This window comes from Stutzerimonas chloritidismutans (assembly GCF_020783375.1).
Taxonomy (GTDB): domain Bacteria; phylum Pseudomonadota; class Gammaproteobacteria; order Pseudomonadales; family Pseudomonadaceae; genus Stutzerimonas; species Stutzerimonas kunmingensis.
Window position 1 is genome coordinate 3922127 of the sequence record NZ_CP086067.1, and the last position, 25283, is coordinate 3947409.

Sequence of the window (25283 nt, forward strand, 5' to 3'; positions counted from 1 at the left end):
GTCGCGATACCGCCAGGCTTAGCCTGCGGTACCCGCCAGCGGATCGCTGATGCCCATCACGTAGAACCCGATCAGGCCGATGGTGCCGGCCAGGATGAGGTAGTACAGGGTCGGCAGCATGGTCTTGCGCAGGGTGATCCCTTCGCGACCGAGCAGGCCTACCGTGGCCGAAGCCGCCACCACGTTGTGAATGGCGATCATATTGCCCGCCGCCGCACCCACCGACTGCAGCGCCACCATCAGTGCACCGGACAGGCCGAGCAGCCCGGCGGTGTTGAACTGGAACTGCGACAGCATCAGGTTGGACACGGTGTTGGAACCGGCGATGAAGGCGCCCAGCGCACCGACTGCCGGAGCGAAGAATGGATAGACCGAGCCGACGCTGTTGGCCACCAGCTGCGCCATGGCCACCGGCATGGACACCAGATCGGAGCCATTGACGCCGGAGTTGATCAGGATCCGCACCATCGGAATGGTGAAGATCAGCACGAAGCCCGCGCCAAGCAGAGTCTTGCTCGACTCGGAAATCGCCGCGCCCAGCTCGCCGGCCTTCATCCGATGCAGGAAGAAGGTGATCAGCACCACGATGCAGAGAATGCCACCCGGCAGATACAGCGGCTCCAGCGTACCGGACACACCGGTCTCACCAAGGATGTCCTTCCAGCCGAAGGTGAACGACATCAGCAGCGCCTTGAAGTCCGGGAATACCCGCGACGCCACCAGCAACGCGGCGAGCACCAGATACGGTGCCCAGGCCATAGGCACGGAGATCGGCGTCTTGCCGGCGACGTCCTCGATCTTCATCTCGATCTTGCCCATCCACTCGGACGGCCACTCGCTCGCCGGGGCGAAATCCCAGCTGTCCTTCGGCAGCAGGAAACCGGCTTTGGCCGCCGGCACGACGATGGCCAGACCGACCAGCGCACCGATCATCGACGGGAATTCCGGACCGAGGAACACGCCGGCCGCAGCATACGGAATGACGAAGGCCAGACCCGTGAACACCGCGAACGGCGCAATCGCCAGACCTTCGGTCCAGGATTTGTTGCGACCGAAGTAGCGGGTCATGATGCTGACCATGATCAGCGGCATGAGAATCCCGCACAGCGCATGGATGATCGCGACGCGCGAGAAGATCAGGTGGAAGAACACCTCCCAGTTACTGCCCACCGCTGCCAGCTGCTCGCTGATGCCGGTCTTGTCCAGACCCGCGCCGACGCCGACCAGAATCGGCGTGCCCACCGCGCCGAAGGATACCGGCGTGGACTGCACCATCATCCCCATGACCACTGCCGCCAGCGCCGGGAAGCCCAGCGCGACCATCAGCGGCGCCGCCACCGCGGCCGGGGTACCGAAGCCCGAGGCCCCCTCGATGAAGCAGCCGAACAGCCAGGCGACGATCAGCACCTGGACCCGACGGTCAGGGCTGACGTTGGAGAAGCCGCGCCGAATCGAACTGATTCCCCCGGAGTGTTTCAACGTGTTAAGCAGCAGAATCGCACCGAAGATGATCCAGAGGATCGCCGCGGTAAGGATCAGGCCCTGCAAGGTCGAGGCGATGACCCGGTTGAGGGTCATATCCCAGGCCAGCAGACCGATCAGCGCAGTGAGGACGAATACCAGCGGCATGGCGTACTTGGCCGGCCAGCGAAAGCCGATCAGCAGCACACCCGCCAGCACCAGCGGCACGAAGGCCAGGATGGACAGTAGTGTTTGACTCATTTGTTGGGTCCCTGTGTTTTTGTTGTGAACCGCTTCTAATGTGTCCGGGCGTGCCCGGTGCTTCGCATGAAACGCCCCCACGCGGTGCGTCTCGCGGCGCCGAGGCCGTAACCTCGACGCCAATGCTCGAAAGCCCCGGACGCCGTGGGGCGTCTGGGGCTGTTTTCCAGCACCGCGTGCGCCAAGCCTCTGGCAGCACGCGGCCTCCTAGCCGGTCAGACCTGGCTTGCCTTGTAACGCTGACGCCAGGCGTGCAGCAGAGGCTCGGTGTAGCCGGCCGGCTGCTCGCGTCCCTTGAACACCAGATCACAGGCCGCCTGGAAGGCCGCCGACTGAGTGTAGTCGGCGGACATGGCGCGATAGAGCGGATCGCCGGCATTCTGCTGGTCGACCACCTTGGCCATACGTTCCAGGGTTTCCTGCACCTGCTCGCGAGTCACCACGCCATGGTGCAGCCAATTGGCCACGTGCTGGCTGGAGATACGCAGGGTGGCGCGATCTTCCATCAGGCCGACGTTGTGGATGTCCGGCACCTTGGAACAGCCGACGCCCTGCTCGACCCAGCGCACCACGTAGCCGAGGATGCCCTGGCAGTTGTTGTCCAGCTCCTGCTGCTTCTCCTCGGCGCTCCACTTGTCCTCGGCGACCACCGGGATGGTCAGCAGATCGTTGAGCAGCTGCTCGCGCTCGGCGGCCAGATCGACCTTTTCCAGCTCGCTCTGCACGGCCTGCACATTCACTTGGTGGTAATGCAGCGCGTGCAGGGTGGCGCCGGTCGGCGACGGTACCCAGGCGGTGTTGGCGCCGGATTTCGGATGGCCGATCTTCTGCTCGAGCATGGCCGCCATCAGGTCCGGCATGGCCCACATGCCCTTGCCGATCTGCGCCTTGCCGCGCAGGCCGCAGGCCAGGCCGACCAGCACGTTGTTGCGCTCGTAGGACTGGATCCATGGGGTGGATTTCATGTCGCCCTTGCGCAGCACCTGGCCGGCTTCCATGCAGGTGTGCATCTCGTCGCCGGTACGGTCGAGGAAGCCGGTATTGATGAAGGCCACGCGGTGCTTGGCCGCCGCGATGCAGGCCTTGAGGTTGGCGCTGGTACGGCGCTCCTCGTCCATGATGCCCATTTTCAGGGTATAGCGAGGCACACCGATCAGGTCCTCGACGCGACCGAACAGCTCGTCGGCGAAGGCGACTTCCTTCGGCCCGTGCATCTTCGGCTTGACGATGTAGACGCTGCCGGTGCGCGAGTTACCCTTGCGCTTGAGGTCATGCTTGGCGATCAAGCTGGTGAACACGCCGTCCATGATGCCTTCCGGGATCTCGCGGCCGTCTTCCAACAGGATCGCCGGGTTGGTCATCAGGTGACCGACATTGCGGATGAACAGCAGCGAGCGACCGTGCAGCTTCAGCTCACCACCATTGGGCGCGCTGTATTCGCGGTCCGGGTTCAGGCGGCGGACGAAGCTCGAGCCACCCTTGGCGACCTCTTCGCTGAGGGTGCCCTGGGCGATGCCCAGCCAGTTGCGATAGGCCAGCACCTTGTCTTCGGCGTCGACTGCGGCGACCGAGTCCTCGCAATCGAGGATGGTGGAAACCGCGGATTCGACCAGCAGGTCCTTCACGCCGGCAGCATCGGTCTGGCCGATCGGGCTGTTCGGGTCGATCTGGATTTCGACGTGCAAGCCGTTGTTCTTCAGCAGCACGGCCTTCGGCTCGACCGCTTCACCCTGGAAGCCGACGAACTTCTCAGGCTGCTGGAGCCCGGTGACGCTGCCGTTCTCCAGGGTGACCTTCAGCTGGCCATCCTGCACGCGGTAGGCGGTGGCGTCGGCGTGGCTGCCCTGCGCCAGCGGCGCGGCCTGATCGAGGAAGTTGCGCGCGTAGGCGATGACCTTTGCACCACGGACTTCGTTGTAGCCCGGGCCCTTCTGCGCGCCGCCCTCTTCGGAGATGGCGTCGGTGCCGTAGAGCGCGTCATACAGCGAGCCCCAGCGCGCGTTGGCGGCGTTCAGCGCATAGCGCGCGTTCATGATCGGCACCACTAGCTGCGGACCGGCCTGGGTGGCGATCTCGCTGTCGACGTTGGCGGTCTCGATCTTCACCTCGCCCGGCACCGGCAACAGGTAGCCGATGGACTCGAGGAAGGCGCGGTAGGCGGCCATGTCCTTGATCGGACCGGGATTGGCTTTGTGCCAGCTGTCCAGCTCGACCTGCATGCGGTCGCGCTCGGCGAGCAGCTCGCGGTTCTTCGGCGCCAGGTCATGGACCAGAGTGTCCAGGCCCTGCCAGAAGGCGGCGGCTTCGATACCGGTGCCTGGCAGGACTTCGTCTTCGATGAAACGCTGCAGATTGGCCGCGACTTGCAGGCGGCCCAGGGTTACACGCTCGGTCATCAGTCGTTCTCCTTGTCTGTTCAGTTGGCCAGGGCAGCGACGCCGGCCTTGGCGATCTGGGCATCCTGCGCGGCGGTTACGCCGGAGACGCCGACCGAGCCGATGACCTGGCCGTCGACGACCAGCGGCACGCCGCCTTCCAGCGAGCAGACCACCGGTGCAGAGAGGAAGGCGCTGCGACCACCGTTGACCATGTCTTCATAACCCTTGGTTTCGCGACGGCCGAGGGCCGAGCTGCGGGCCTTCTCGGTGGCGATGTAGGAGGCGATCGGCGCGCAGCCGTCCAGACGCTCCAGCGCCAGCGGATGGCCGCCGTCGTCGGCGACGACGATGGTCACGGCCCAGCCGTTGGCCTGCGCTTCGGCACGGGCGGCGGCGAGGATGGTGGCGACTTCGGTCTGGCTCAGTACGGCTTTGCTTTTCATCTCGATTCTCCTGTCTTCGTGTTTCGGTTGTTCGCTGGCCGCCCTGGCGGGGCGACCGAACCATGAGGCATTGCTACTGCATCGATTCCTCGACCACTTCGATCCAGTGCTTGACCGGCGTGCGGCCGGCACCGTCGAGGTGGGTCTGGCAGCCGATGTTGGCGGTGACGATCACTTCCGGCTTGCCGCTCTCCAGCGCGTTGAGCTTGTTGTCGCGCAGCTGGTGGGAAATCTCCGGCTGGGTGATCGAGTAGCTGCCGGCCGAGCCGCAGCACAGATGCGCATCCGGCACCGCAGTGAGCTGGTAGCCCAGACGGGTGAGCACGTCTTCGACCGCGCCGCCGAGCTTCTGTGCGTGCTGCAGGGTGCATGGGCAATGGAAGGCCATGCGCTTGTCGGCGCGCACATTGAGCTTTTCCAGCTCGGCGCTGCGCAGCACCTCGACCAGATCCTTGGCCAGCTCGCTGACCCGCGCGGCCTTGGCGGCGTAGGCCGGGTCATCCTTGAGCAGATGACCGTATTCCTTGACGAAGGCACCGCAGCCGCTGGCGGTCTGCACGATGGCTTCGGCACCGGCTTCGATGGCCGGCCACCAGGCGTCGATGTTGCGCCGCGCACGATCAAGGCCGGCATCCTGGGCATTGAGGTGGTAGTCCACCGCGCCGCAGCAGCCGGCTTCGCGCGCCGGACTGACGCTTAGGCCGAGCCGGTCGAGCACGCGCGCTGCGGCGGCATTGGTGCTCGGCGACAGGCTCGGTTGCACGCAACCTTCGAGCATCAGCACGCGACGGCTGTGCATGACCTGCGGACGTGGCTTGGCCGGGCGGATCTCGCGCGGCAGATGATCCTTGAGCGAGGCCGGCATCAGCGGCTTCAGCGCATTACCGGCACCCAGCAACGCCTTGAACAGGCCCGGGCGCGGGATCACCGTGCGCAGGCCACCGCGCACGATGCGCTCGCCCAACGAGCGCTGCACCTGCTGCTCGATGAAGTCGCGGCCGATGTCCAGCAGGTTGTGGTACTTCACCCCGGACGGACAGGTGGTTTCGCAGTTGCGGCAGGTCAGGCAGCGGTCCAGGTGCAGCTGGGTGCTCTCGGTCACCTCGCCGCCTTCGAACATCTGCTTCATCAGGTAGATGCGCCCGCGCGGGCCGTCCAGCTCGTCGCCCAGCAGCTGGTACGTCGGGCACGTGGCATTGCAGAAGCCGCAATGCACGCAGGAGCGCAGGATGCTTTCGGCTTCTTCGGCGCGCGGCAACCGCTTGGCCGCTTCGCTCAGATTGGTTTGCATATCAGACCTCGGAATACATGCGGCCGGGGTTGAAGATCCCCTGCGGGTCCAGCGCGGCCTTGAGCTGGCGGTGATAGCGCAGCAGCGGTGCGGCCAGCGGCTGGAACGGATTGGTCGTGGCGCCTGCGGTAAAGCAGGTGGCGTGACCGCCGACTTCGATGGCGATGCCGCGGATGGTCACCGCATCGGCGTCGGACTTCAGCCAGCGCTGGGCACCGGCCCAGTCCACCAGCTGATCGCCGGGCAGACCCAACGCCGGCGTGTTGTTCGGCAGCGACAGGCGCCACAACGGACGCGGGTCGGCGAAGAACGCCAGGCGCTGCTCGCGCAGATCGTTCCAGTAGCCGGGGTCGAGATCCTCGCCACCGATACGCTCGCGGGCCGCACCAACAGAGCCTTCGCCGCCTTCCAGACGCAGGTGCAGCGCCTGGCCATCATGGCTGGCGGCGCTGATCGGGATCGGCTGCTGGCCCCACTCGGCGAGCTTCAGCAGTGCGCGTTCGAGATCGATTTCCAGGCGCAGGCTAGTGCACAGGCGCGGCTTGGGCAGGACCTTGAGCGAGACTTCGGTGAGTACGCCGAGGCAACCGAAGCTGCCGGCCATCAGGCGCGACAGGTCGTAGCCGGCGACGTTCTTCATCACCTCGCCACCGAAACGCAGGTGCTTGCCCTGGCCGGTGATGACCCGCGAGCCGAGCACGAAATCGCGCACCGAACCGCTCCACGGACGACGCGGGCCGGACAGCCCGGCAGCGATCATGCCGCCGACGGTGGCGCCCTCGCCGAAGTGGGGCGGCTCGCAAGGCAGCATCTGCCCGGCGGCATCCAGCGCGACTTCCAGCTCCGTCAGCGGCGTGCCGGCGCGAACGGTGACCACCAGTTCGGTGGGATCGTAGCTGACGATGCCGCGGTGCTCGCGGGTATCGAGCAGTACACCGTCGGCCTGCCGCCCGAGAAAGCTCTTGCTGCCGCTGCCCTGAATGCGCAGCGGCGTGTTGGCGGCGAGCGCCTGGTTGACCTGGTCCAGCAACTGCGCGCTGGCGTCGTTGGCGATTACGGACATCAGAAACGCTCCAGTTCAGGGAAAGGCAGCTGGCCGTTATGGATGTGCATGCGGCCGAATTCGGCGCAGCGATGCAGGGTCGGGATGTTCTTGCCCGGGTTGAGCAGGCCGCTCGGGTCAAAGGCCGCCTTGACCGCGTGGAACAGCGTCAGCTCGTCGGCGTTGAACTGCGAGCACATCTGATTGATCTTCTCGCGGCCGACGCCGTGTTCGCCGGTAATGCTGCCGCCGACCTTCACGCAGAGTTCGAGGATCTTGCCGCCCAGGTCTTCGGCGCGCTCCAGCTCACCGGGCTGGTTGGCATCGAAGAGGATCAGCGGGTGCATGTTGCCGTCGCCGGCATGAAACACGTTGGCCACGCGCAGGCCGAACTGCTCGGAGAGGTCGGAAATACCCTTGAGCACACCCGGCAGCTCGCGCCGCGGAATGGTGCCGTCCATGCAGTAGTAGTCCGGCGAGATGCGCCCGACCGCCGGGAAGGCGTTCTTGCGTCCGGCCCAGAAACGCACGCGCTCGGCTTCGTCCTTGGCCAGGCGCACTTCGGTGGCACCGGCCAGCTTCAGCACTTCGCTGACTCGCGCACAGTCGTCATGCACGTCAGCTTCGACGCCGTCGAGTTCGCAGAGCAGAATCGCCTCGGCATCCACCGGATAACCGGCGTGGATGAAGTCTTCGGCAGCGCGGATCGACAGGTTGTCCATCATTTCCAGGCCACCGGGGATGATGCCGGCGGCGATGATGTCGCCCACCGCACGACCGGCCTTCTCCACCGAGTCGAAGGCGGCGAGCAGCACCTTGGCCACCTGCGGCTTGGGCAGCAGCTTGACCGTCACCTCGGTGACGATGCCGAGCATGCCTTCGGAGCCGGTGAACAGCGCCAGCAGGTCGAAGCCCGGCGAATCCAGTGCATCGGAACCGAGGGTCATGCGCTCGCCCTCGACGGTGAGGATGTCCACCTTGAGCAGGTTGTGCACGGTCAGGCCGTACTTCAGGCAATGCACACCGCCGGCATTCTCGGCGACGTTGCCGCCGATGGAGCAGGCGATCTGCGACGAAGGGTCCGGCGCGTAGTACAGCTCATAGGGGGCCGCGGCCTGGGAGATCGCCAGGTTGCGCACGCCGGGCTGGACCCGAGCGAAGCGCCCAGCCGGGTCGACTTCGAGAATCTTGTTGAAACGCGCCATGACCAGCAGGATGCCCTGCTCCAGTGGCAGCGCGCCGCCAGACAGGCCGGTACCGGCGCCACGGGCAACCACCGGCACGCCGCGCTGATGGCAGAGCTTGAGCAGCGTCTCGACCTGCTCAATGCGCTCGGGCAGCACCACCAGCAGCGGCGCGGTGCGGTAGGCGGACAGCCCATCGCACTCGTAGGGCTTGAGGTCCTCGCTGCGGTGGAGGATGTCCAGGTCGGGCAACTGCGCCTGCAGCTCGGCCAGCAGGGCGGCCTTGTCGACCTTGGGCAACGCACCATCGACGCGTTCGTCGTAGAGAATGTTCATGGCAGGTTCCGGTTCTCGTGGGTTGCAGCCAGCGCGAACGACTGCGGTGGAATGACGCATCTTTAACGTCGAAGATGGTCCCCAGTCCATGACCTAGACAACTGGTCCTACCAGTTTTTTGTAGTCGCCCGATGAAAGGCACTACCGAATAGTCCTCCAGACCGCGCTTTTACTGGTATTCAGGCATTCAGGGTAAACTCCCGCCAAACTGGTCCTACCAGTCGGAGAACGAAGGACATGCAGAACGAAAACCACAATGACCGTCGTCAAGTCGCCGATGTCGTCGCCGAGCGTATCGAACGGCTGATCGTCGACGGCGTATTGAAGGTCGGCCAGGCGCTGCCATCGGAACGCCGCCTGTGCGAGAAGCTGGGCATTTCCCGCTCGGCGTTGCGCGAGGGCCTGCGCGTATTGCGTGGACGCGGCATCATCGAGACGTCCCAGGGCCGTGGCTCTTTCGTCGCCGAACTGTCCGGCAACCACGATGCCAGCCCGCTGATGCACCTGTTCAACTCGCAACCGCGCACGCTCTACGACCTGCTGGAAGTACGCGCGCTGCTGGAAAGCGAGTCGGCGCGGCTGGCCGCCCTGCGCGGCACCGATGCGGATTTCGTGCTGCTCGGCCGCCGTTACGAGGAAATGCTCGCCGCCCACGCCAGCGAGGACGGCGCCGACCCTCGCGAGCACGCTCGACTCGACCACGCGTTTCATCTGGCGATCTGCGAGGCCTCGCACAACCCGGTGCTGGTGCACACGCTGCAGTCGCTGACCGACCTGATGCTCAGCACGGTTTTCGCCTCGGTGAACAACCTCTACCATCGACCAGCGCAGAAGAGGCAGATCGACCGCCAGCACTCGCGGCTCTATCACGCGGTGATCGAGCGTCTGCCGGAACAGGCCCAGCGTGCGGCACGCGACCATATCCACGGCATTCGCGACAACCTCAAGGAGATCGAACAGGAGGAGCAGCGCCTGGTGCGCGCCACCATGCGTCTTGAAGGCTGGACCTGAGGCGTATGTAGCGTTTACCGAGCGCGGCTACAGCCTGGCCGGACAGCCCGCACCCGTGCCGCGCCCAAGTCGCATGCTAGACTCGCCGCTCTTTTCCGCTAGCTCTGACGCACCGTGTCCGAAATTCATGACTGGCTAAGTGCCGACCGCCTCCCCTCCCCCCTCGATCCCGCCCTGCACGACTGGCTCTACGTCGACAAGGGCTCGCTCACCCGCCGCCTGACCGAGCTGGCCGATGGCGCCTTCAGCGTGACGCCGCTACACGAAGCCTGGCAGCCCCTGCGTGCAGACGAGTGCGCCGCGCTAGGCGTTCCGGCCGACAGCGAGGGCTGGGTGCGTGAAGTCTATCTGTGCGGTCATGGCCAGCCCTGGGTGTTCGCCCGCAGCGTCGCCGCGCGAGCGCAGCTGGAGGACTCCGGCCTCGACCTGCAGCGCCTGGGCAATCGTTCCCTGGGTGAGCTGTTGTTCAGCGATCCGGCCTTTGCCCGCGGCACGCTCGAGGCCTGTCATTATCCCGCGCGCTGGCTACCGGATGCGTGCCGTGTCGACGGCCTCTGGGCGCGGCGCTCGTGCTTCCGCCAGAATCGGCTCGGCGTGCTGGTCGCCGAGGTGTTCCTCCCCGAGCTGTGGCAGGCCGCCGCCGTCACGCCCTGAGCGCGCCGCTCTGCATGCCCCCTTCCGCCAAGGAGAGCCGTTGATGTATCTGAAACTGCTGCAATCGTGCAATCGCCTGCACCCGCGCGCCTGGGACTTCATCCAGCTGATGCGCCTGGACCGGCCCATCGGCACCTATCTGCTGCTATGGCCGACGCTGTGGGCGCTGTGGATCGCTGCCGAAGGCGTGCCCAGCGCGAAGAACCTGTTCATCTTCGTCACCGGCGTGATCCTGATGCGCGCCGCCGGCTGCGTGGTCAACGACTTCGCCGACCGCAACTTCGATGGCCACGTGCAACGCACCCAGGCGCGCCCCATGGCCACCGGCAAGATCAGCTCGCGCGAGGCCTGGACGCTGTTCGCCGTGCTGGTGGGCCTGAGCTTCGGCCTGGTGCTGCTGACCAACGCGACCACCGTCTACCTGTCCTTCGGCGCCCTGGCGCTGGCCGCCTGCTACCCATTCATGAAGCGCTACACCTTCTATCCGCAGGTGGTGCTCGGCGCGGCCTTCTCCTGGGGCATGCCGATGGCCTTCACCGCGGAGACCGGCAGCCTGCCGCCCGAGGCCTGGCTGTTGTTCATCGCCAACCTGCTGTGGACGGTGGCCTACGACACCTACTACGCCATGGCCGACCGCGAGGACGACCTGAAGATTGGCATCAAGTCCACCGCCATCCTCTTCGGTGAAGCGGACCGCGTCATCATCGTCACCCTGCAGGGCCTGGCGCTGTTCTGCCTGCTCCTTGCCGGCGTGCGCTTCGAGCTGGGCCAGTGGTTCCACCTCGGGCTGGTGGTCGCCGCCGGCTGCTTCGCCTGGGAGTTCTGGAAAACCCAATCGCGCAAACCGCAGATCTGCTTCAAGGCGTTCCTGCACAACCACTGGGCAGGACTGGCGATCCTGGCGGGCATCGTGCTGGACTACGCTACCAAGGCTTAAGCCCAGGCGCGCCGGGCTAGAGCGCCGGAGCACGGCAGCCTGTTGCCGTCTGCCTGTCACATGGCTGCAATAATTCCGTTATCTAATGCCGGACGACAAGAACAGACCCGAGGCTTGACCATGAACGGCAAGAGCATACTGATCGTCGATGACGAGGCGCCGATCCGGGAGATGATCGTCGTCGCCCTGGAAATGGCCGGCTATGACTGTCTCGAAGCAGAGAACACCCAGCAGGCCCACGCGCTGATCATCGACCGCAAGCCGGACCTGATCCTGCTCGACTGGATGCTGCCCGGCACTTCCGGCATCGAACTGGCCCGCCGCCTCAAGCGTGACGAGCTGACCGCCGACACGCCAATCATCATGCTTACCGCCAAGGGTGAAGAGGACAACAAGATTCAGGGCCTGGAAGTCGGCGCCGACGACTACATCACCAAACCCTTCTCGCCGCGCGAGCTGGTAGCGCGCCTGAAGGCCGTACTGCGCCGTGCGACGCCGGTGGACAGCGAGTCGCCGATCGAGATCGGTGGCCTGCTGCTCGACCCGGTCAGCCACCGCGTCACCATCGACGGCAAACCGGCCGAGATGGGCCCCACCGAATACCGTCTGCTGCAATTCTTCATGACCCACCAGGAGCGCGCCTACACCCGCAGCCAGCTGCTCGATCAGGTCTGGGGCGGCAATGTCTATGTCGAGGAGCGCACTGTCGATGTGCATATCCGTCGGCTGCGCAAGGCGCTCGGTGAGGCCTACGAGAACCTGGTGCAGACGGTACGCGGCACCGGTTATCGTTTCTCCAGCAAAAGCTGAGCGCGCCGGGTGAGCATGCGTCCCGGCGTCATCCATCCCATCATCGCCACCGCTCTGGAGTGCATCGGTTGAATCAGGACTGGCAAGGAGCCCTCGTGCGTCGCCTGCTGCTTCTGCTGGGCGGCTGCCTGCTGCTGGGACTGCTGACCGGCGAATTTGCCTGGGCGCTGGTCCTTGGCCTGACCGGCTACCTGATCTGGACCCTGCGCCAGCTGCTGCGCCTGCAGCGCTGGCTGCGGCGTGCCGACCCGGACGAAGCGCCGCCGGATTCGGCCGGCATCTGGGGCGATATCTTCGACAGCCTCTACCAGCTGCAGCGCCGCGACCTGCGCCTGCGCGGCGAACTGCAAGGCATCATCGATCGCGCCCAGGGCTCTACCGCCGCACTCAAGGATGCGGTGATCATGCTCGACAGCGATGGCAATCTGGAATGGTGGAACCCCGCCGCCAACCGCCTGCTGGGGCTGAAGAAGCCGCAGGACGCCGGTCACCCGATCGGCAACCTGGTGCGTCATCCGGCGTTCAAGGAGTACTTCGACGGCGGCAACTATGACCAGCCGCTGGAGCTGGCCTCTCCCGTCGATGACCGCATTCGCCTGCAGTTCAACATCACTCGCTACGGCAACCGCGAGCACCTGCTGCTGGTCCGCGACGTCACCCGCCTGCACCAGCTGGAGCAGATGCGCAAAGACTTCGTCGCCAACGTATCCCACGAGCTGCGCACGCCGCTCACCGTCATCGCCGGCTATCTGGAGACGCTGCTGGAAAACGCCGACGCGGTGAACCCGCGCTGGCTCCGGGCGCTGCAGCAGATGAATCAGCAGGCCGGGCGCATGCAGCACCTGCTCAACGACCTGCTCCTGCTGGCTCGCCTGGAAACCAGCAGTCGCCCGACCGACAACCAGCCGGTGGCGGTCGGCCTGCTGCTGCAATCGATCGTCAGCGATGCCCGCGCACTATCTGGCAGCCGCGGCCACCTGATCAGCCTCGATGCCGACCCGGCGCTGCTGCTCAAGGGCAGCGAGACGGAGCTGCGCAGCGCCTTCTCCAACCTGGTGTTCAATGCAGTGAAGTACACGCCCGATGGTGGCAGCGTGCATGTGCGCTGGTGGAGTGACGAGGTGGGCGCGCACCTGAGTGTCGAGGACAGCGGTATCGGCATCGAGCAGAAGCACCTGCCACGCCTGACCGAGCGTTTCTACCGCGTCGACTCCAGCCGTGCCAGCAGCACCGGCGGCACGGGACTGGGGCTTGCCATCGTCAAGCACGTGCTGCTGCGCCACCAGGGCCGCCTGGATATCAGCAGTACACCTGGCCGAGGCAGCCGCTTCTCCTGCCACTTCCAGAACAGCCAGGTGTCCGAACGCTGACCCGCTGCCTGCGCGAGCCGGAAAAATCCCGGCTCATGGCTTGAAAAGCCGGCCCGCCGCCGCCATCCTGTCGCGATCATTGGCTACCCGACCCCTTCATGGACCCCTCCCCCAGTTACGCCGCCTCGTCCTATTTCGCCGATTTCGGTCTGATTCTCTTTGCCCTGTTCCTCGTGCTGCTCAACGGCTTCTTCGTTGCCGCCGAGTTCGCCATGGTCAAGCTGCGCTCCACCAAGGTGGAAGCGATTGCCAGCCGGCACGGCTGGCGCGGGCACATCCTGCGCACCGTTCACGCTCAGCTCGACGCCTACCTTTCGGCCTGCCAGCTGGGCATCACACTGGCTTCGCTCGGCCTCGGCTGGGTCGGCGAGCCGGCTTTCGCGCATCTGCTCGAACCGCTGTTGGCCAGCATCGGCATCCAGTCCCAGGCGCTGGTGCACGGCATCGCTTTCTTCACCGCCTTCTTCATCATTTCCTACCTGCATATCGTGGTTGGTGAGCTGGCGCCGAAGTCCTGGGCGATCCGCAAGCCGGAGCTGCTATCGCTGTGGACGGCCGTTCCGCTGTACCTGTTCTACTGGCTGATGTACCCGGCCATCTACCTGCTCAATGCCAGTGCCAACGCCATTCTGCGCATTGCCGGCCAGGGCGAGCCGGGGGCGCACCACGATCATCACTACAGCCGCGACGAGCTCAAGCTGATCCTGCATTCCAACCGCGCCCGCGACCCCGGCAACCAGCAGATCCAAGTGCTGGCCTCGGCGGTGGAAATGAGCGAGCTGGAAGTCGTTGACTGGGCCAACTCCCGCGAGGACCTGCTGCAACTCGAGCACGATGCGCCGCTGAGCGAGGTCCTCGAGGTCATTCGCCGCCACAAGTACAGCCGCTACCCGGTCTACGACAACCAGCAGGGCGAGTACGTCGGCTTGCTGCACATCAAGGATCTGCTGCTGGCGCTGGCCGCCGATGATCACCTGCCCGAGCACTTCTGCCTGACCGAGCTGCTGCGCCCACTGGAACGGGTGTCCAAGCACATGCCGCTGGCCAGCCTGCTCGAGCAGTTTCGTCAGGGAGGGGCGCACTTCGTACTGGTCGAGGAAGGCGACCACAAGGTGATTGGCTTCCTGACCATGGAAGACGTGCTCGAAGTGCTGGTTGGCGACATCCAGGACGAACATCGCAAGACCGAACGCGGCGTGCTTGCCTACCAGCCCGGCAAGCTGCTGGTCCGCGGCGACACCCCGCTGTTCAAGCTGGAGCGCCTGCTGGAGATCGATCTCGATCACGTCGAGGCTGAAACCCTTGCCGGTCTGGTTTACGAGACGCTGAAACGTGTCCCCGATGAAGACGAAGTGCTCCAGGTCGATGGCCTGCAGATAGTCATCAAGAAGATGCGCGGACCGAAGATCGTCTTGGCCAAGGTTCTTCGTTTTCCGGGATAGATCGCCCCCATTGCTGGCCAGCCACAGTTACCTTTTCGTTTACATACCGCTCGCTAATCCTTGATTTACAAGTATTAACGACCGCCCATCGTGATACGCAGAATTATTTTCAGACAGCGCCAGTCCACGCCATAGGCGGCTCGCTTGAGCCGCCACCGATTTCTTATCGAATGACGATGGAGCTTCCCGCATGCGCATCAATGGTTTGACTACCACAACCGCCTTGGCCCTGTGCCTGGCAGCCACCTCTCAGGCTTTCGCTCAATCGGCCACCGGCCCGATCTCCACGTTCGGCGTCATTGGCTCGCACAATCAGTACAAGCTGACCGTGAACGACGAAAGCGACAAGGAGCGCCTCAACCAGGGCGGGCTGTACTACAACTTCGGCAACAAGATGACCGGACAGGAAGGCTTCATCTACCAGGCAGGAATCGAAGGTCAGTACCGTGAAAAAGACGATGTGGAGTATCTGTCCGCTCGCGCCGATCTCGACCTGGGCCTGCGCGCAGCCCTGAGTACCAACAACTATGTCGACCTGATTGTCGGCGGCGGCTACGACTGGGGACGCATCGAGCAGGATGACGTGCGCGTCGGCATCTTCGAGGAAGACGTCAAGCTGACCACCCGCTCGCCATTCGCCAAGGCAGGTATCGGCTACAACTACCTGACGCCCGACTACACCGTGCGCCTTGAAGTGGGCGCCCGCTATTCCATTGAAGCGGACAGCACGCTGAAGGTTGGCGGCGAAAGCGACACCGTCGACCTCAAGGACAAGGTCAACCCCTACGGTGAGCTGAGCGTGCTGTGGAACAAGGGCATCAACAACATGCCAATCAGCACCAGCCTGTACTACACCCAGACCCGCTACGAGATCGACAGTGACAGCGAGTTCGCCGAAAACAGCAAGCTCAAGCAGGAACAGGTCGGTTTGAAGGTCGGCCTGGCATTCTGAGTCGCTGAAGTTGCCGGCCTGTCATGAACGGACCGGTGAGCGGCCCGCGCGGCTACTCACCCCCCACGGCGAAGTTCGGCAGGCTGTTGACCGGCTGGGAGAAGTCGAAGGGAATCGACTCGATCGCCAGGCCGACGTTACGCTGCACCACGAAGTGCAGGTGCGGCCCGGTGCTGTTGCCGGTATTGCCGGAACGCGCGATACGCGTACCACTCTCGACGCGCTGTCCCTCGCGCACCGCTACCGACCCTTTCATCAGGTGCAGGTAGACGCCCATGGTGCCGTCGTCATGCATGATGCGCACGAAGTTGCCGGCCGGGTTGTTGCCCCGCCCGCTCTGCTCGTTCTCGATCTTCACCACCATGCCGCCGCGCGCGGAGACGATGGGCGTGCCTTCGGGCATGGCGATGTCGACCGCATAGCGGCCCTTGGGCGTGAAATGGCTGTACTGGCCGTTGGCGCCCTGGGTCAGGCGGAACGGACCGCCGCGCCATGGCAGCGGATACTTGTAAGGTTTGGGCAGCAGGCGCGGATCGCCCAGGGCATGGCGAAGCTTGGGCGTGTACTTGAGTGGCTTGCTGGCATCGCGCGGGGCCAGGGTGGCCAGACGAATCTGACTGCGCGGCGGCAATACCCAGCGAATCGGCTTGGCCGGTGCCCCGACGGCATTGACGACGTTTTCCAGCTTCAGCTCGATATCGACCGGCGCGAACAGGTCGTTACGCACCAGCAGCGTCTCGCCTGCCGCGTGCTTGCGGGTTTCCAGTTTGACCTGGGTGTCGAGCTTTTCCACCATGCGGTCACTGAAGACGAAAACCTGCGCGCCAGGCGCAGCCTGGTCGCTGTAGGTCACGACCCCATTGGCGTCGGTGTATTTGTAGATGGTCAGGGCCAGCGCCGGCGTAGCCAGCAGCGGCAGCCCGAGCAACAAAAGAATGCGCCCCAGCATAACGGCAGTTTCTAGTGGTTATAGTGTTGGAGCGGGAAGACTAGCAGTGCCGGCGGACCTGTGCGAGCCACCGACCGTCGGGGTGTGATGCTCGTCAGTTTGTCTGCGCGGCCAGGCGCCGAACGGTCGCCTGGCCGGGTCGAATCAGGCGCCTGGGACGAAGTGCCGCTGCGCGGTACCACGGGCGATCAGGCGCGACAGGTAGTCCATCTTCTGCGGATCGCGATCAACGAAGCGGAACGACAGCTGCAGCCACTCGCTGTCGGGCTTGGGTTCGAACGCGGCGACGGCATGCAGGTAGCCATTGAGACGGGCGACCTCACCGCCCTCGCCCTGCTCGAGATCGAGCACGGCGCTTTCCAGCACCTGCGGCAACTGCTCGCCGCGTTTGACCACCAGCAGCGCTTCCTTGAGGCTCAGCGCCTTGATCACGCAGGCGACACTGCCGTTGGCCAGGCGCAACTGGCCCTGCCCGCGACCGGACGCGGCACCGGCTGGTGCGCTGGCAGGCGCTGCACTGGGCTGAATCAGCGGCGAGGCCTTGGCTTCGGCGGCCGGAGCGGCGGGTCGTACCACCTCGGCCTTGCCGCCCGTCAGCGCGGCCAGCGAGTCGTTGGCCATGCCGGTCGCCAGAGTTCGCGTCGGCGCGCTGGCGGCCAGGGCATCCAGCTTGCCGGCGCGGCCGAGGGCCTTGCGTACCTTGCTGGTGAGCTGTTCGTTGGAAAACGGCTTGCCGATGAAATCCGAAACGCCGGCCTGAATGGCCTGTACCACGTTCTCCTTGTCGCCACGGCTGGTGACCATGATGAACGGCGTGATCTTCAGCGCATCCTGCGTGCGGCACCAGGTCAGCAGCTCCAGACCTGACATCTCCGGCATTTCCCAATCACAGAGGATCAGGTCGAAGCGCTCACGGCTGAGTATTTGCTGGGCCTTGCGCCCGTTGACCGCATCCTCGATGCGAATGCCGGGAAAGTGACTACGGAGCGCCTTCTTCACCAGATCCCTGATAAAGGGCGCGTCATCCACCACCAGCACACTGACCTTGCTCATCCTTAACTCCTGCTCGAATGCCGGCAAGCATAGCCGCAGGATCGGATCGACAAAAGCACGAGTGGCCATTGCCCGTGAAGTTGTTGCGCCCGATCAACCCAGCGACGCGGGTCACGGGCGGGACATGCCCCCGCGGCCACGGCATACTTGCGCCTTTCGCCAGCTTCGCGAGGCCGCCCATGCTTCAGCACAATCGGGTTCAGCACATTCTTGTCGCCCACGATCTCAGCCCGGACGCCGATCTCGCGCTGCAACGTGCCGCCGGCCTGGCGCGCCAGACCGGTGCTCGCATCAGCCTGCTTCACGTACTCGACGAGCGCGACGCCGGGAGCGACGAACAGCAGGCACGCGCACTCCTGCAGCAACGCCTGCAGGAGAACGGGCTGGGTCAGCTCGAACCCTGGATTCGCCGCGGGCAGCCGGTGGAGGAGATCCTCACCCAGGCCGAGGGGCTGGAGGCCGATCTGCTGGTGCTGGGCCGCCATCACAAGGGGTCGAGCCAGGGATTCGCCGGCACCACGCTGGAGCGCGTCATGCTGGAAAGCCGGGCGCCGCTGTTGCTGGCTATCACCCCGGCGGACGCCCCGTATCATCGCGCCGTGGCTGCGCTGGATTTCTCCCGCTGCGCCACGCGCGCCATGCACTGCGCTTGGGAGTTGCTGGGCGAAGGTGCCGAACTGCACGCTCTGCACATCGACGAGATGGCCGAAGTACACGGCCCCGATTACGAAGGTCTGTCGCTGCAGCAGGAGCTGTTCGACCAGCTGATCGAAGATATCCAGCCGCAGCTGCCGGATACCGGCGCGCTGCTGAGCTACAGCCTGCATCAGGGTGAGCGCAACAATTGCATGGACGAGGCGCTGCGCGACCTGCAACCGCAGCTGCTGGCCCTTGGCAGTCACAGCCGCGGTGAACTGAGCAGCGCTCTGCTCGGCAGCCTCGCCCGGCAGTTTATCGACAACCCGCCCTGCGACATCCTGATCGCGCGCTGAAGCGCGTCTCTGCCCGCCTGCGCCCGACGGCGCAGGTGCATGCAGGCACAGCATCACTGATCGGCACGCCACCATCAGGTTGCGTCCTTGCAAACCCCTGCTACGTTTAGAGCCAGAACAACAATAAGAAGAAGACGCCCATGAGCCTCGCTTCGACTCGTTTCTGGTCCCGCTTTCCAGCTCTCATCTCTGCGACTTTCCACGACGACGTGATGCCCCGCGCACGAGTGCGTTCGCCGTGCGTGCATCAATGCCTGGCCGCTGCATTCAGCCCGCCGGCGATCCACGGCATTGCGCGCCTGACCGTCTGCCCAGCTTTCCCCTAACCCGCCCATACGGACCGCTTCGCATGGGGCGAACCCGTATGCCGAGCAAACCGTGCAAGGAGATACGCATGAAGCTTTCAGCAATCGCAGTGGCAACCCTGACGGCAGTGGCCGCGGTACCCGCCTCGGCCGAGATTTCCGACGGCAAGGTGAAGATCGGCATCCTCAACGACCAGTCCGGCGTGTATGCCGATTTCGGCGGCAAGTGGTCGTTCGAGGCAGCGAAGATGGCTGCAGAGGACTTTGGCGGCAAGGTACTCGACGCGCCCATCGAGATCGTCACCGCCGATCACCAGAACAAGCCGGACATCGCCTCCAACATCTCGCGGCAGTGGTACGACCGCGAGCAGGTCGACTCGATCATGGAGCTGACCACGTCCTCGGTGGCGCTGGCGGTACAGGGCATTTCCAAGAGCAAGAAGAAGATCAACTTGGTGACCGGCGCCGCCACCACGGAGCTGACCGGCAAGCAGTGCTCACCCTATGGCTTCCACTGGGCCTATGACACCCATGCGCTGGCGGTCGGCACTGGCGGCGCACTGGTTTCCCAGGGTGGCGACAGCTGGTATTTCCTCACCGCCGACTACGCCTTCGGCTACTCGCTGGAAGAGCAGACCGGCAAGTTCGTCAAATCCAAGGGCGGCGAAATCAAGGGCGCGGTACGCCATCCGCTGGCGAGCACCGATTACTCGTCGTTCCTCTTGCAGGCGCAATCCTCCGGCGCCAAGGTCATCGGCCTGGCCAACGCTGGCCTGGACACCGCCAACAGCATCAAGCAGGCCGCCGAGTTCGGCATCGTCGCCGGCGGCCAGCGCCTCGCCGCGCTGCTCTTCACCCTCGCCGAAGTGCACGGCCTGGGCCTCGACGCCGCCCAGGGCCTGACCCTGACCGAAAGTTTCTACTGGGACCGCGACGACAAATCCCGCGAGTTCGGCGAACGCTTCTTCAAGCGCACCGGCCGTATGCCGAACATGGTCCACGCCGGCACCTACTCCGGCGTCATGCAGTACCTCAAGGCGATCGAAAAGGCCGGCACCGACGCCACCGAGCCGGTCGCCAAGGCGATGCACGAGATGCCGGTGGACGATGTCTTCGCGCGCAACGCCAAGGTCGGCGCCAACGGCCGGCTGATCAGCGACGTCTACCTGATGGAGGTGAAGAAGCCCGAAGAGAGCAAGCGCGAGTGGGACTACTACAAGGTGCTGGCGACCGTGCCGGGCAACGAGGCCTACATCGATCCGGCCGAGAGTGGCTGTGATCTGGTCGGGCAGTGAGCATGGCGGCAGCGCAAGGTCTGGACGCCGGCGGTTCGGCCGCTGGCACAGCCACGGACACGCCGGTGATGCTCTCTGCCCGCGGCCTGCGCAAGGAGTTCGGCGGCTTCGTCGCCGTCAACAACGTCGACCTGGACGTGCGCCATGCACAGGTGCACGCCCTGATCGGCCCCAATGGCGCCGGCAAGACCACAGTGTTCAACCTGCTGACCAAGTTCCTGCAGCCCACCAGCGGAACCATCCGCCTGCTCGACCAGGACATCACCCGCACCGACCCGGCCAAGGTGGCACGCATGGGGCTGGTGCGCTCGTTCCAGATCTCGGCGGTATTCCCGCACCTTAGCGTGCTGGACAACGTGCGCGTTGCCCTGCAGCGGCCGGGCGGGCTGGCCACGCAGTTCTGGCTGCCGATGCGCTCGCTCAACCGCCTCAACGAGCGCGCCATGCAGCTGATCGAGTCGGTCGGCCTGGCCGACAAGCGCAACGAGCTGGCGGCTGATCTCTCCTACGGTCGCAAACGCGTACTGGAGATCGCCACCACCCTGGCGCTGGAGCCCAAGGTGCTGCTGCTGGACGAACCCATGGCCGGCATGGGCCACGAGGACGTGCACGTGGTGGCCGAGATCATCCGCGAGGTGGCCACCCAGCGTGCGGTGCTGATGGTCGAGCACAACCTCAAGGTGGTCGCCGACCTCTGCCATCAGGTGACCGTGCTGCAGCGCGGCGAAATCCTTACCTCCGGCGACTACCGCACGGTCAGCCAGGACGAGCGCGTACGCGTGGCCTACATGGGGACCGACGATGACTGAACCCTTGCTCAGCGTGCGCGACCTCAACGCCTGGTATGGCGAAAGCCATGCCCTGCACGGCATCGACCTCGACGTGCACCAGGGCGAGACGGTGACCCTGCTCGGCCGCAACGGCGTCGGCAAGACCACCGCGCTACGCTCGATCGTCGGCATCATCCGCAAGCGCAGCGGCAGCATCCGATTCGACGGCAAGGACATGCTGCGCGTACCGCTGCACCGCACCGCTCGCCACGGCATCGGTTATGTACCGGAAGAACGCGGCATCTTTTCCACACTGACGGTGGAGGAGAACCTCACCCTGCCGCCGGTGATCGCCAAGGGCGGCATGACCCTGGCGGAGATCTACCAGCTGTTCCCCAACCTCGAAGAGCGCCGCAAGAGCCCCGGCACCAAGCTTTCCGGTGGCGAACAGCAGATGCTGGCCATGGCGCGCATCCTGCGCACGGGAGCCAAGCTGCTGCTGCTCGACGAACCCACCGAAGGCCTGGCACCGGTGATCATCCAGCGCATCGGCGAGGTGCTGCAGACGCTCAAGCAGCGCGGCATGACCATCCTGCTGGTCGAACAGAACTTCCGCTTCGCCAGCAAGGTGGCCGACCGTTTCTATGTGGTCGATCATGGCAAGGTCATCGATTCGTTCGACGTCGCCGATCTGCCCGGCCGCATGACCATGCTCAACGAAGCCCTGGGGGTCTGATGACGACGATTTTCGATGTGCCGATCCAGGCCTTCCTCGGCCAGCTCTTGATCGGCCTGATCAACGGCTCGTTCTACGCCATGCTCAGCCTGGGCCTGGCGATCATCTTCGGCATGCTGAAGATCATCAACTTCGCCCACGGCGCGCAATACATGATCGGCGCCTTCGCCGGCTATCTGCTGCTGGCGACCCTCGGCATCGGCTACTGGCCGGCGCTGATCCTCGCGCCGATCATCGTCGGCTTATGCAGCGCGGTAATCGAGCGCCTGGCGCTATCGCGGCTGTACAACCTCGACCACCTCTACAGCCTGCTTTTCACCTTCGGCCTGGCGCTCGCCCTGGAAGGCGCGTTCCGCTACTTCTACGGCTCCTCCGGGCAGCCCTACGCCGTGCCCAAGGAGCTGGCCGGTGGCTACAACCTGGGCTTCATGTTCCTGCCCAAGTACCGCGCCTGGGTGGTACTGGCCTCCCTGGTGATCTGCATCGCCAGCTGGATGCTGATCGAGAAGACCAAGCTCGGCGCCTACCTGCGTGCCGCCACGGAAAACCCGACGCTGGTGCGCACCTTCGGCATCAACGTGCCGCTGTTGCTAACCTTCACCTACGGCATGGGCGCAGCGCTGGCCGGCCTGGCCGGCATGCTCGCCGCGCCGATCTACCAGGTCAGCCCGCTGATGGGCTCGAACCTGATCATCGTGGTGTTCGCGGTGGTGGTGGTCGGCGGCATGGGCTCGATTCTCGGCGCGATCATTACCGGCTACATGCTCGGCATCCTCGAGGGGCTGACCAAGGTGTTCTATCCGGAGGCTTCCAACATCGTGATCTTCGTGATCATGGCGATCGTACTGCTGGTGCGCCCGGCCGGCCTGATGGGGAGGGACGCCTGATGAACAGCCAGGTGAACGTCACGCCGACCACCAAACGCCCGCTGCTGCGCCTGGAGACCGTGCTGATCCTGATCGGCGTGGTCGCGCTGGCACTGGCACCGTTCTACTTCTACCCGATCTTCCTGATGAAGGTGCTGTGCTTCGCCCTCTTCGCCTGCGCCTTCAACCTGCTGCTCGGCTATACCGGCATCCTATCCTTCGGCCACGCGGCGTTCTTCGGCGGCGCGGCGTATTTCACCGCCCACGCGGTGAAGGAATGGGGGCTGCCTCCGGAGTTGGGCATTCTCGTCGGCGTCGCCGGCGCGGCGTTTCTCGGGCTGATCATCGGCTTCCTGGCGATCCGCCGGCAGGGTATCTACTCGACGATGATCACCCTGGCGCTGTCGCAGATGTTCTTTTTCTTCTGCCTGCAGGCTTCGTTCACCCACGGCGAGGACGGCATTCAGAACATCCCGCGCGGGCACCTGTTCGGCTTCATCGATCTCGAGGAACCGCTGTACATGTATTTCTTCGTGCTGTCGGTGTTCCTCGCCGGGATGCTGCTGATCTGGCGCGTGATCCACTCGCCGTACGGCATGATCCTGCGCTCGATCCGCGAGAACGAGAACCGCGCCATCTCGCTGGGCTATTCGGTGTCGCGTTACAAGCTCGGCGCCTTCGTCATGTCCGCCGCGCTGGCCGGGCTGGCCGGCGGGCTGAAGGCGCTGGTGTTCCAGTTCGCCACGCTGACCGATGTCAGCTGGCAGATGTCCGGCGAGGTGGTGCTGATGACCTTGCTCGGCGGTATTGGCACGCTGGTCGGCCCGGTTTTTGGCGCGGCGCTGGTGACCACGCTGGGCAATTACTTCGCCACATCGGAGCTACCGGTGACGCTGGTCACCGGCATCATCTTCATGGTCTGCGTACTGGTGTTCCGGCGCGGGATGATCGGCGAACTCTATGCCTCGCGGCTGGGCAAGAAGCTGCAGCGGCGCCCCGAGGACTGAAGCCGAACCGGCTCAGCCGTTCGCTTCGAGCAGTTCATGCAGTTCGACGAACTGCTGGCTCAGCTTGTGCCGCGGGTCCAGGTAAACCAGCGGCGTGCAGGCCTGGTGCGACTCGCGCATCTTCACCGAACTCATCAGGTAGACCGGTAGCACCGGAAGACCCTCGCTCAGCAGTTCATCGATCATTTGCTGCGGCAGCGCGGCACGCGGCTGGAACTGATTGACCACGATGCCCTCGACCTCGAGCGTCTCGTTGTGGTCTTCCTTCATCTCCTCGATCTCGTCGAGCAGGCTGTACAACGCCTGGCGGGAAAAGCTGTCGCAGTCGAAGGGGATCAGGCAGCGATCAGCTGCGATAAGTGCAGAGACCGTATAAAAATTCAGCGCCGGCGGGGTGTCGAGGTAAATCCGGTCATAGTCCTCGGCAAGACCATCGAGCAATTTTCGCAGCTTGTTGATCTTGTGCTTGGCCTCCAGCTTGGGCTGCAGGTCGGCCAGCTCTGCCGTCGCGCTGATCAAATGCAGATTGTCGAAGGCCGTTTCTAGAATGGGCGGGCGCGCCTTCTTGCCAGCGGTACCGCCGGCGAGAATCTGCTTGAAGAAATCGGCGATGCCGGTGGGAATGTCATCGCCGGTCAGCCCGGTCAGGTAATGCGTGGAGTTGGCCTGGGCGTCCAGATCCACCAGCAGCGTGCGGTAGCCCTGCGATGCACTGACCGCTGCCAGGTTGCAGGCGATGCTCGACTTGCCGACACCGCCCTTCTGATTGAACACGACCCTACGCATGATTCGCCTCCCGACAGTCCCTGAGCGGTCGAGTCTATACAGCAAACATGACAGCCGGGTTATCCACGACGGCAAAACCGACCAAAGTCAGACGGCAACGGGTGCCTTGATGTGCGGATGCGCTTCGTAGCCAACCAGTTCGAAGTCCTCGAAGCGGAAGGCGAACAGGTCCTTCACGTCCGGATTGAGCTTCATGGTCGGCAGCGACAGCGGCTCGCGGGTCAGCTGCAGGTCGGCCTGTTCCAGGTGATTGGCGTACAGATGGCAGTCGCCGCCGCTCCAGATGAACTCGCCTGGTTGCAGGTCGCAGACCTGCGCCACCATCAGCGTCAGCAGCGCATAGCTGGCGATGTTGAACGGCACGCCGAGGAAGATATCCGCCGAGCGCTGGTACAGCTGGCAGCTGAGCTTGCCGTCGGCGACGTAGAACTGGAACAGCGCGTGGCATGGCGGCAACGCCATCTGCTCGACCAGCGCCGGGTTCCAGGCCGAAACAATCAGGCGGCGCGAATCCGGGTTCTTCTTGATCATCGCCAGCAGGTTGGCGATCTGGTCGATGGATTCACCGTTCGGCGCCGGCCAGCTACGCCACTGGTAGCCGTAGACAGGGCCCAGCTCGCCGTTCTCGTCGGCCCACTCGTCCCAGATGCGCACGCCGTTTTCCTTCAGGTACTTGATGTTGGTGTCGCCCTGAAGGAACCACAGCAGCTCGTGGATGATGGATTTGAGGTGGCACTTCTTGGTGGTGACCAGCGGAAAGCCTTCGGCCAGGTCGAAGCGCATCTGATGGCCAAACACGCTGTAGGTGCCGGTGCCGGTACGATCGGTCTTGAAGGTGCCGTGTTCGCGCACGTGGCGCATCAGGTCGAGGTACTGTTTCATCGATTGACTCGAAGCAGGCGCCGAAGCGCGGTGAAAAGGCTGCGCGAATAGTAAAAGGCCTGCGCCCCGC

At 64.6% G+C, this 25283-nt stretch carries 23 protein-coding genes; 13 read left to right on the forward strand and 10 right to left on the reverse strand.

Annotated elements, in window-relative coordinates; genetic code table 11:
• Positions 1–18: 18 nt before the first annotated feature.
• The 6 genes from LLJ08_RS18430 to glcD all read right to left on the reverse strand — a co-directional run bounded on the left by LLJ08_RS18430 (position 19) and on the right by glcD (position 8396).
• Entirely contained in the window at positions 19–1722 is a 1704-nt protein-coding gene (locus LLJ08_RS18430; RefSeq protein WP_041015220.1) for an L-lactate permease, read from the reverse strand.
• A 215-nt stretch (positions 1723–1937) separates the two neighbouring features.
• Positions 1938–4118, reverse strand: a complete 2181-nt coding sequence (locus LLJ08_RS18435) for a malate synthase G (RefSeq protein WP_228207641.1) — start codon at positions 4116–4118, stop codon at positions 1938–1940.
• 20 nt (positions 4119–4138) lie between these two features.
• The gene (locus tag LLJ08_RS18440) at positions 4139–4543 is read right to left on the reverse strand and encodes a heme-binding protein (RefSeq protein WP_003283314.1); all 405 of its coding nucleotides are present in this window, start codon (positions 4541–4543) and stop codon (positions 4139–4141) included.
• 73 nt (positions 4544–4616) lie between these two features.
• Complete coding sequence (glcF, locus tag LLJ08_RS18445; RefSeq protein WP_228207642.1) at positions 4617–5834, reverse strand: glycolate oxidase subunit GlcF; 1218 nt, start codon at positions 5832–5834, stop codon at positions 4617–4619.
• 1 nt (position 5835) lies between these two features.
• Complete coding sequence (gene glcE / locus LLJ08_RS18450) at positions 5836–6897, reverse strand: glycolate oxidase subunit GlcE (RefSeq protein WP_228207643.1); 1062 nt, start codon at positions 6895–6897, stop codon at positions 5836–5838.
• Positions 6897–8396, reverse strand: a complete 1500-nt coding sequence (glcD, locus tag LLJ08_RS18455; RefSeq protein WP_042927862.1) for a glycolate oxidase subunit GlcD — start codon at positions 8394–8396, stop codon at positions 6897–6899. The genes glcE and glcD overlap by 1 nt, the downstream gene beginning before the upstream one ends.
• A 237-nt stretch (positions 8397–8633) precedes the next feature.
• Here glcD and glcC point away from each other — a divergent pair, with 237 nt between their 5' ends.
• From glcC to LLJ08_RS18490, 7 genes are all read left to right on the forward strand, one after another.
• Positions 8634–9407 carry a transcriptional regulator GlcC gene (gene glcC, locus LLJ08_RS18460; RefSeq protein ID WP_041015224.1) on the forward strand — a complete coding sequence of 258 codons (774 nt, stop codon included), beginning with the start codon at positions 8634–8636 and terminating at the stop codon, positions 9405–9407.
• Between the two features lie 114 nt (positions 9408–9521).
• Positions 9522–10061 carry a chorismate--pyruvate lyase family protein gene (locus LLJ08_RS18465; RefSeq protein WP_046618435.1) on the forward strand — a complete coding sequence of 180 codons (540 nt, stop codon included), beginning with the start codon at positions 9522–9524 and terminating at the stop codon, positions 10059–10061.
• A 43-nt stretch (positions 10062–10104) separates the two neighbouring features.
• Positions 10105–10998 (forward strand): 4-hydroxybenzoate octaprenyltransferase, encoded by an 894-nt coding sequence (gene ubiA, locus LLJ08_RS18470; RefSeq protein WP_090521878.1) that lies wholly within the window; start codon positions 10105–10107, stop codon positions 10996–10998.
• A gap of 120 nt (positions 10999–11118) precedes the next feature.
• Positions 11119–11808 (forward strand): phosphate regulon transcriptional regulator PhoB, encoded by a 690-nt coding sequence (phoB, locus tag LLJ08_RS18475; protein WP_003283304.1) that lies wholly within the window; start codon positions 11119–11121, stop codon positions 11806–11808.
• Between the two features lie 68 nt (positions 11809–11876).
• Positions 11877–13178 carry a phosphate regulon sensor histidine kinase PhoR gene (phoR, locus tag LLJ08_RS18480; protein ID WP_228207644.1) on the forward strand — a complete coding sequence of 434 codons (1302 nt, stop codon included), beginning with the start codon at positions 11877–11879 and terminating at the stop codon, positions 13176–13178.
• A gap of 98 nt (positions 13179–13276) precedes the next feature.
• Complete coding sequence (locus LLJ08_RS18485) at positions 13277–14620, forward strand: hemolysin family protein (protein WP_042927858.1); 1344 nt, start codon at positions 13277–13279, stop codon at positions 14618–14620.
• Positions 14621–14810: 190 nt separating this feature from the next.
• Positions 14811–15572 (forward strand): outer membrane beta-barrel protein, encoded by a 762-nt coding sequence (locus tag LLJ08_RS18490; protein ID WP_228207645.1) that lies wholly within the window; start codon positions 14811–14813, stop codon positions 15570–15572.
• Positions 15573–15624: 52 nt separating this feature from the next.
• Here the strand turns inward: LLJ08_RS18490 and LLJ08_RS18495 are convergent, their stop codons facing one another.
• Positions 15625–16521, reverse strand: coding sequence for a peptidoglycan DD-metalloendopeptidase family protein (locus tag LLJ08_RS18495; RefSeq protein WP_023444550.1), 897 nt, complete (start codon positions 16519–16521; stop codon positions 15625–15627).
• 144 nt (positions 16522–16665) lie between these two features.
• A complete protein-coding gene (locus LLJ08_RS18500; protein ID WP_044314422.1) occupies positions 16666–17574 on the reverse strand; it encodes a response regulator in 909 nt (302 codons plus the stop codon).
• Between the two features lie 179 nt (positions 17575–17753).
• Between LLJ08_RS18500 and LLJ08_RS18505 the strand changes: the two genes are divergently transcribed.
• The 6 genes from LLJ08_RS18505 to LLJ08_RS18530 all read left to right on the forward strand — a co-directional run bounded on the left by LLJ08_RS18505 (position 17754) and on the right by LLJ08_RS18530 (position 23545).
• Entirely contained in the window at positions 17754–18566 is an 813-nt protein-coding gene (locus tag LLJ08_RS18505) for a universal stress protein (RefSeq protein WP_228207646.1), read from the forward strand.
• A 394-nt stretch (positions 18567–18960) separates the two neighbouring features.
• A complete protein-coding gene (locus tag LLJ08_RS18510) occupies positions 18961–20166 on the forward strand; it encodes an ABC transporter substrate-binding protein (RefSeq protein ID WP_125877106.1) in 1206 nt (401 codons plus the stop codon).
• 2 nt (positions 20167–20168) lie between these two features.
• On the forward strand, positions 20169–20975 hold the full coding sequence (locus tag LLJ08_RS18515) for an ABC transporter ATP-binding protein (RefSeq protein WP_419585750.1): 807 nt from the start codon (positions 20169–20171) through the stop codon (positions 20973–20975).
• Entirely contained in the window at positions 20968–21672 is a 705-nt protein-coding gene (locus LLJ08_RS18520; protein WP_044314419.1) for an ABC transporter ATP-binding protein, read from the forward strand. Before LLJ08_RS18515 ends, LLJ08_RS18520 begins: the two co-directional genes overlap by 8 nt.
• Positions 21672–22559, forward strand: a complete 888-nt coding sequence (locus LLJ08_RS18525; RefSeq protein WP_228207647.1) for a branched-chain amino acid ABC transporter permease — start codon at positions 21672–21674, stop codon at positions 22557–22559. Before LLJ08_RS18520 ends, LLJ08_RS18525 begins: the two co-directional genes overlap by 1 nt.
• Positions 22559–23545 carry a branched-chain amino acid ABC transporter permease gene (locus LLJ08_RS18530; RefSeq protein WP_101276201.1) on the forward strand — a complete coding sequence of 329 codons (987 nt, stop codon included), beginning with the start codon at positions 22559–22561 and terminating at the stop codon, positions 23543–23545. Before LLJ08_RS18525 ends, LLJ08_RS18530 begins: the two co-directional genes overlap by 1 nt.
• A gap of 12 nt (positions 23546–23557) precedes the next feature.
• On the opposite strand, the gene LLJ08_RS18535 is transcribed toward LLJ08_RS18530, so the two are convergent.
• Entirely contained in the window at positions 23558–24331 is a 774-nt protein-coding gene (locus LLJ08_RS18535; RefSeq protein ID WP_041015235.1) for a ParA family protein, read from the reverse strand.
• Between the two features lie 87 nt (positions 24332–24418).
• Positions 24419–25213 (reverse strand): thymidylate synthase, encoded by a 795-nt coding sequence (locus LLJ08_RS18540; RefSeq protein WP_041015236.1) that lies wholly within the window; start codon positions 25211–25213, stop codon positions 24419–24421.
• Positions 25214–25283 lie beyond the last annotated feature (70 nt).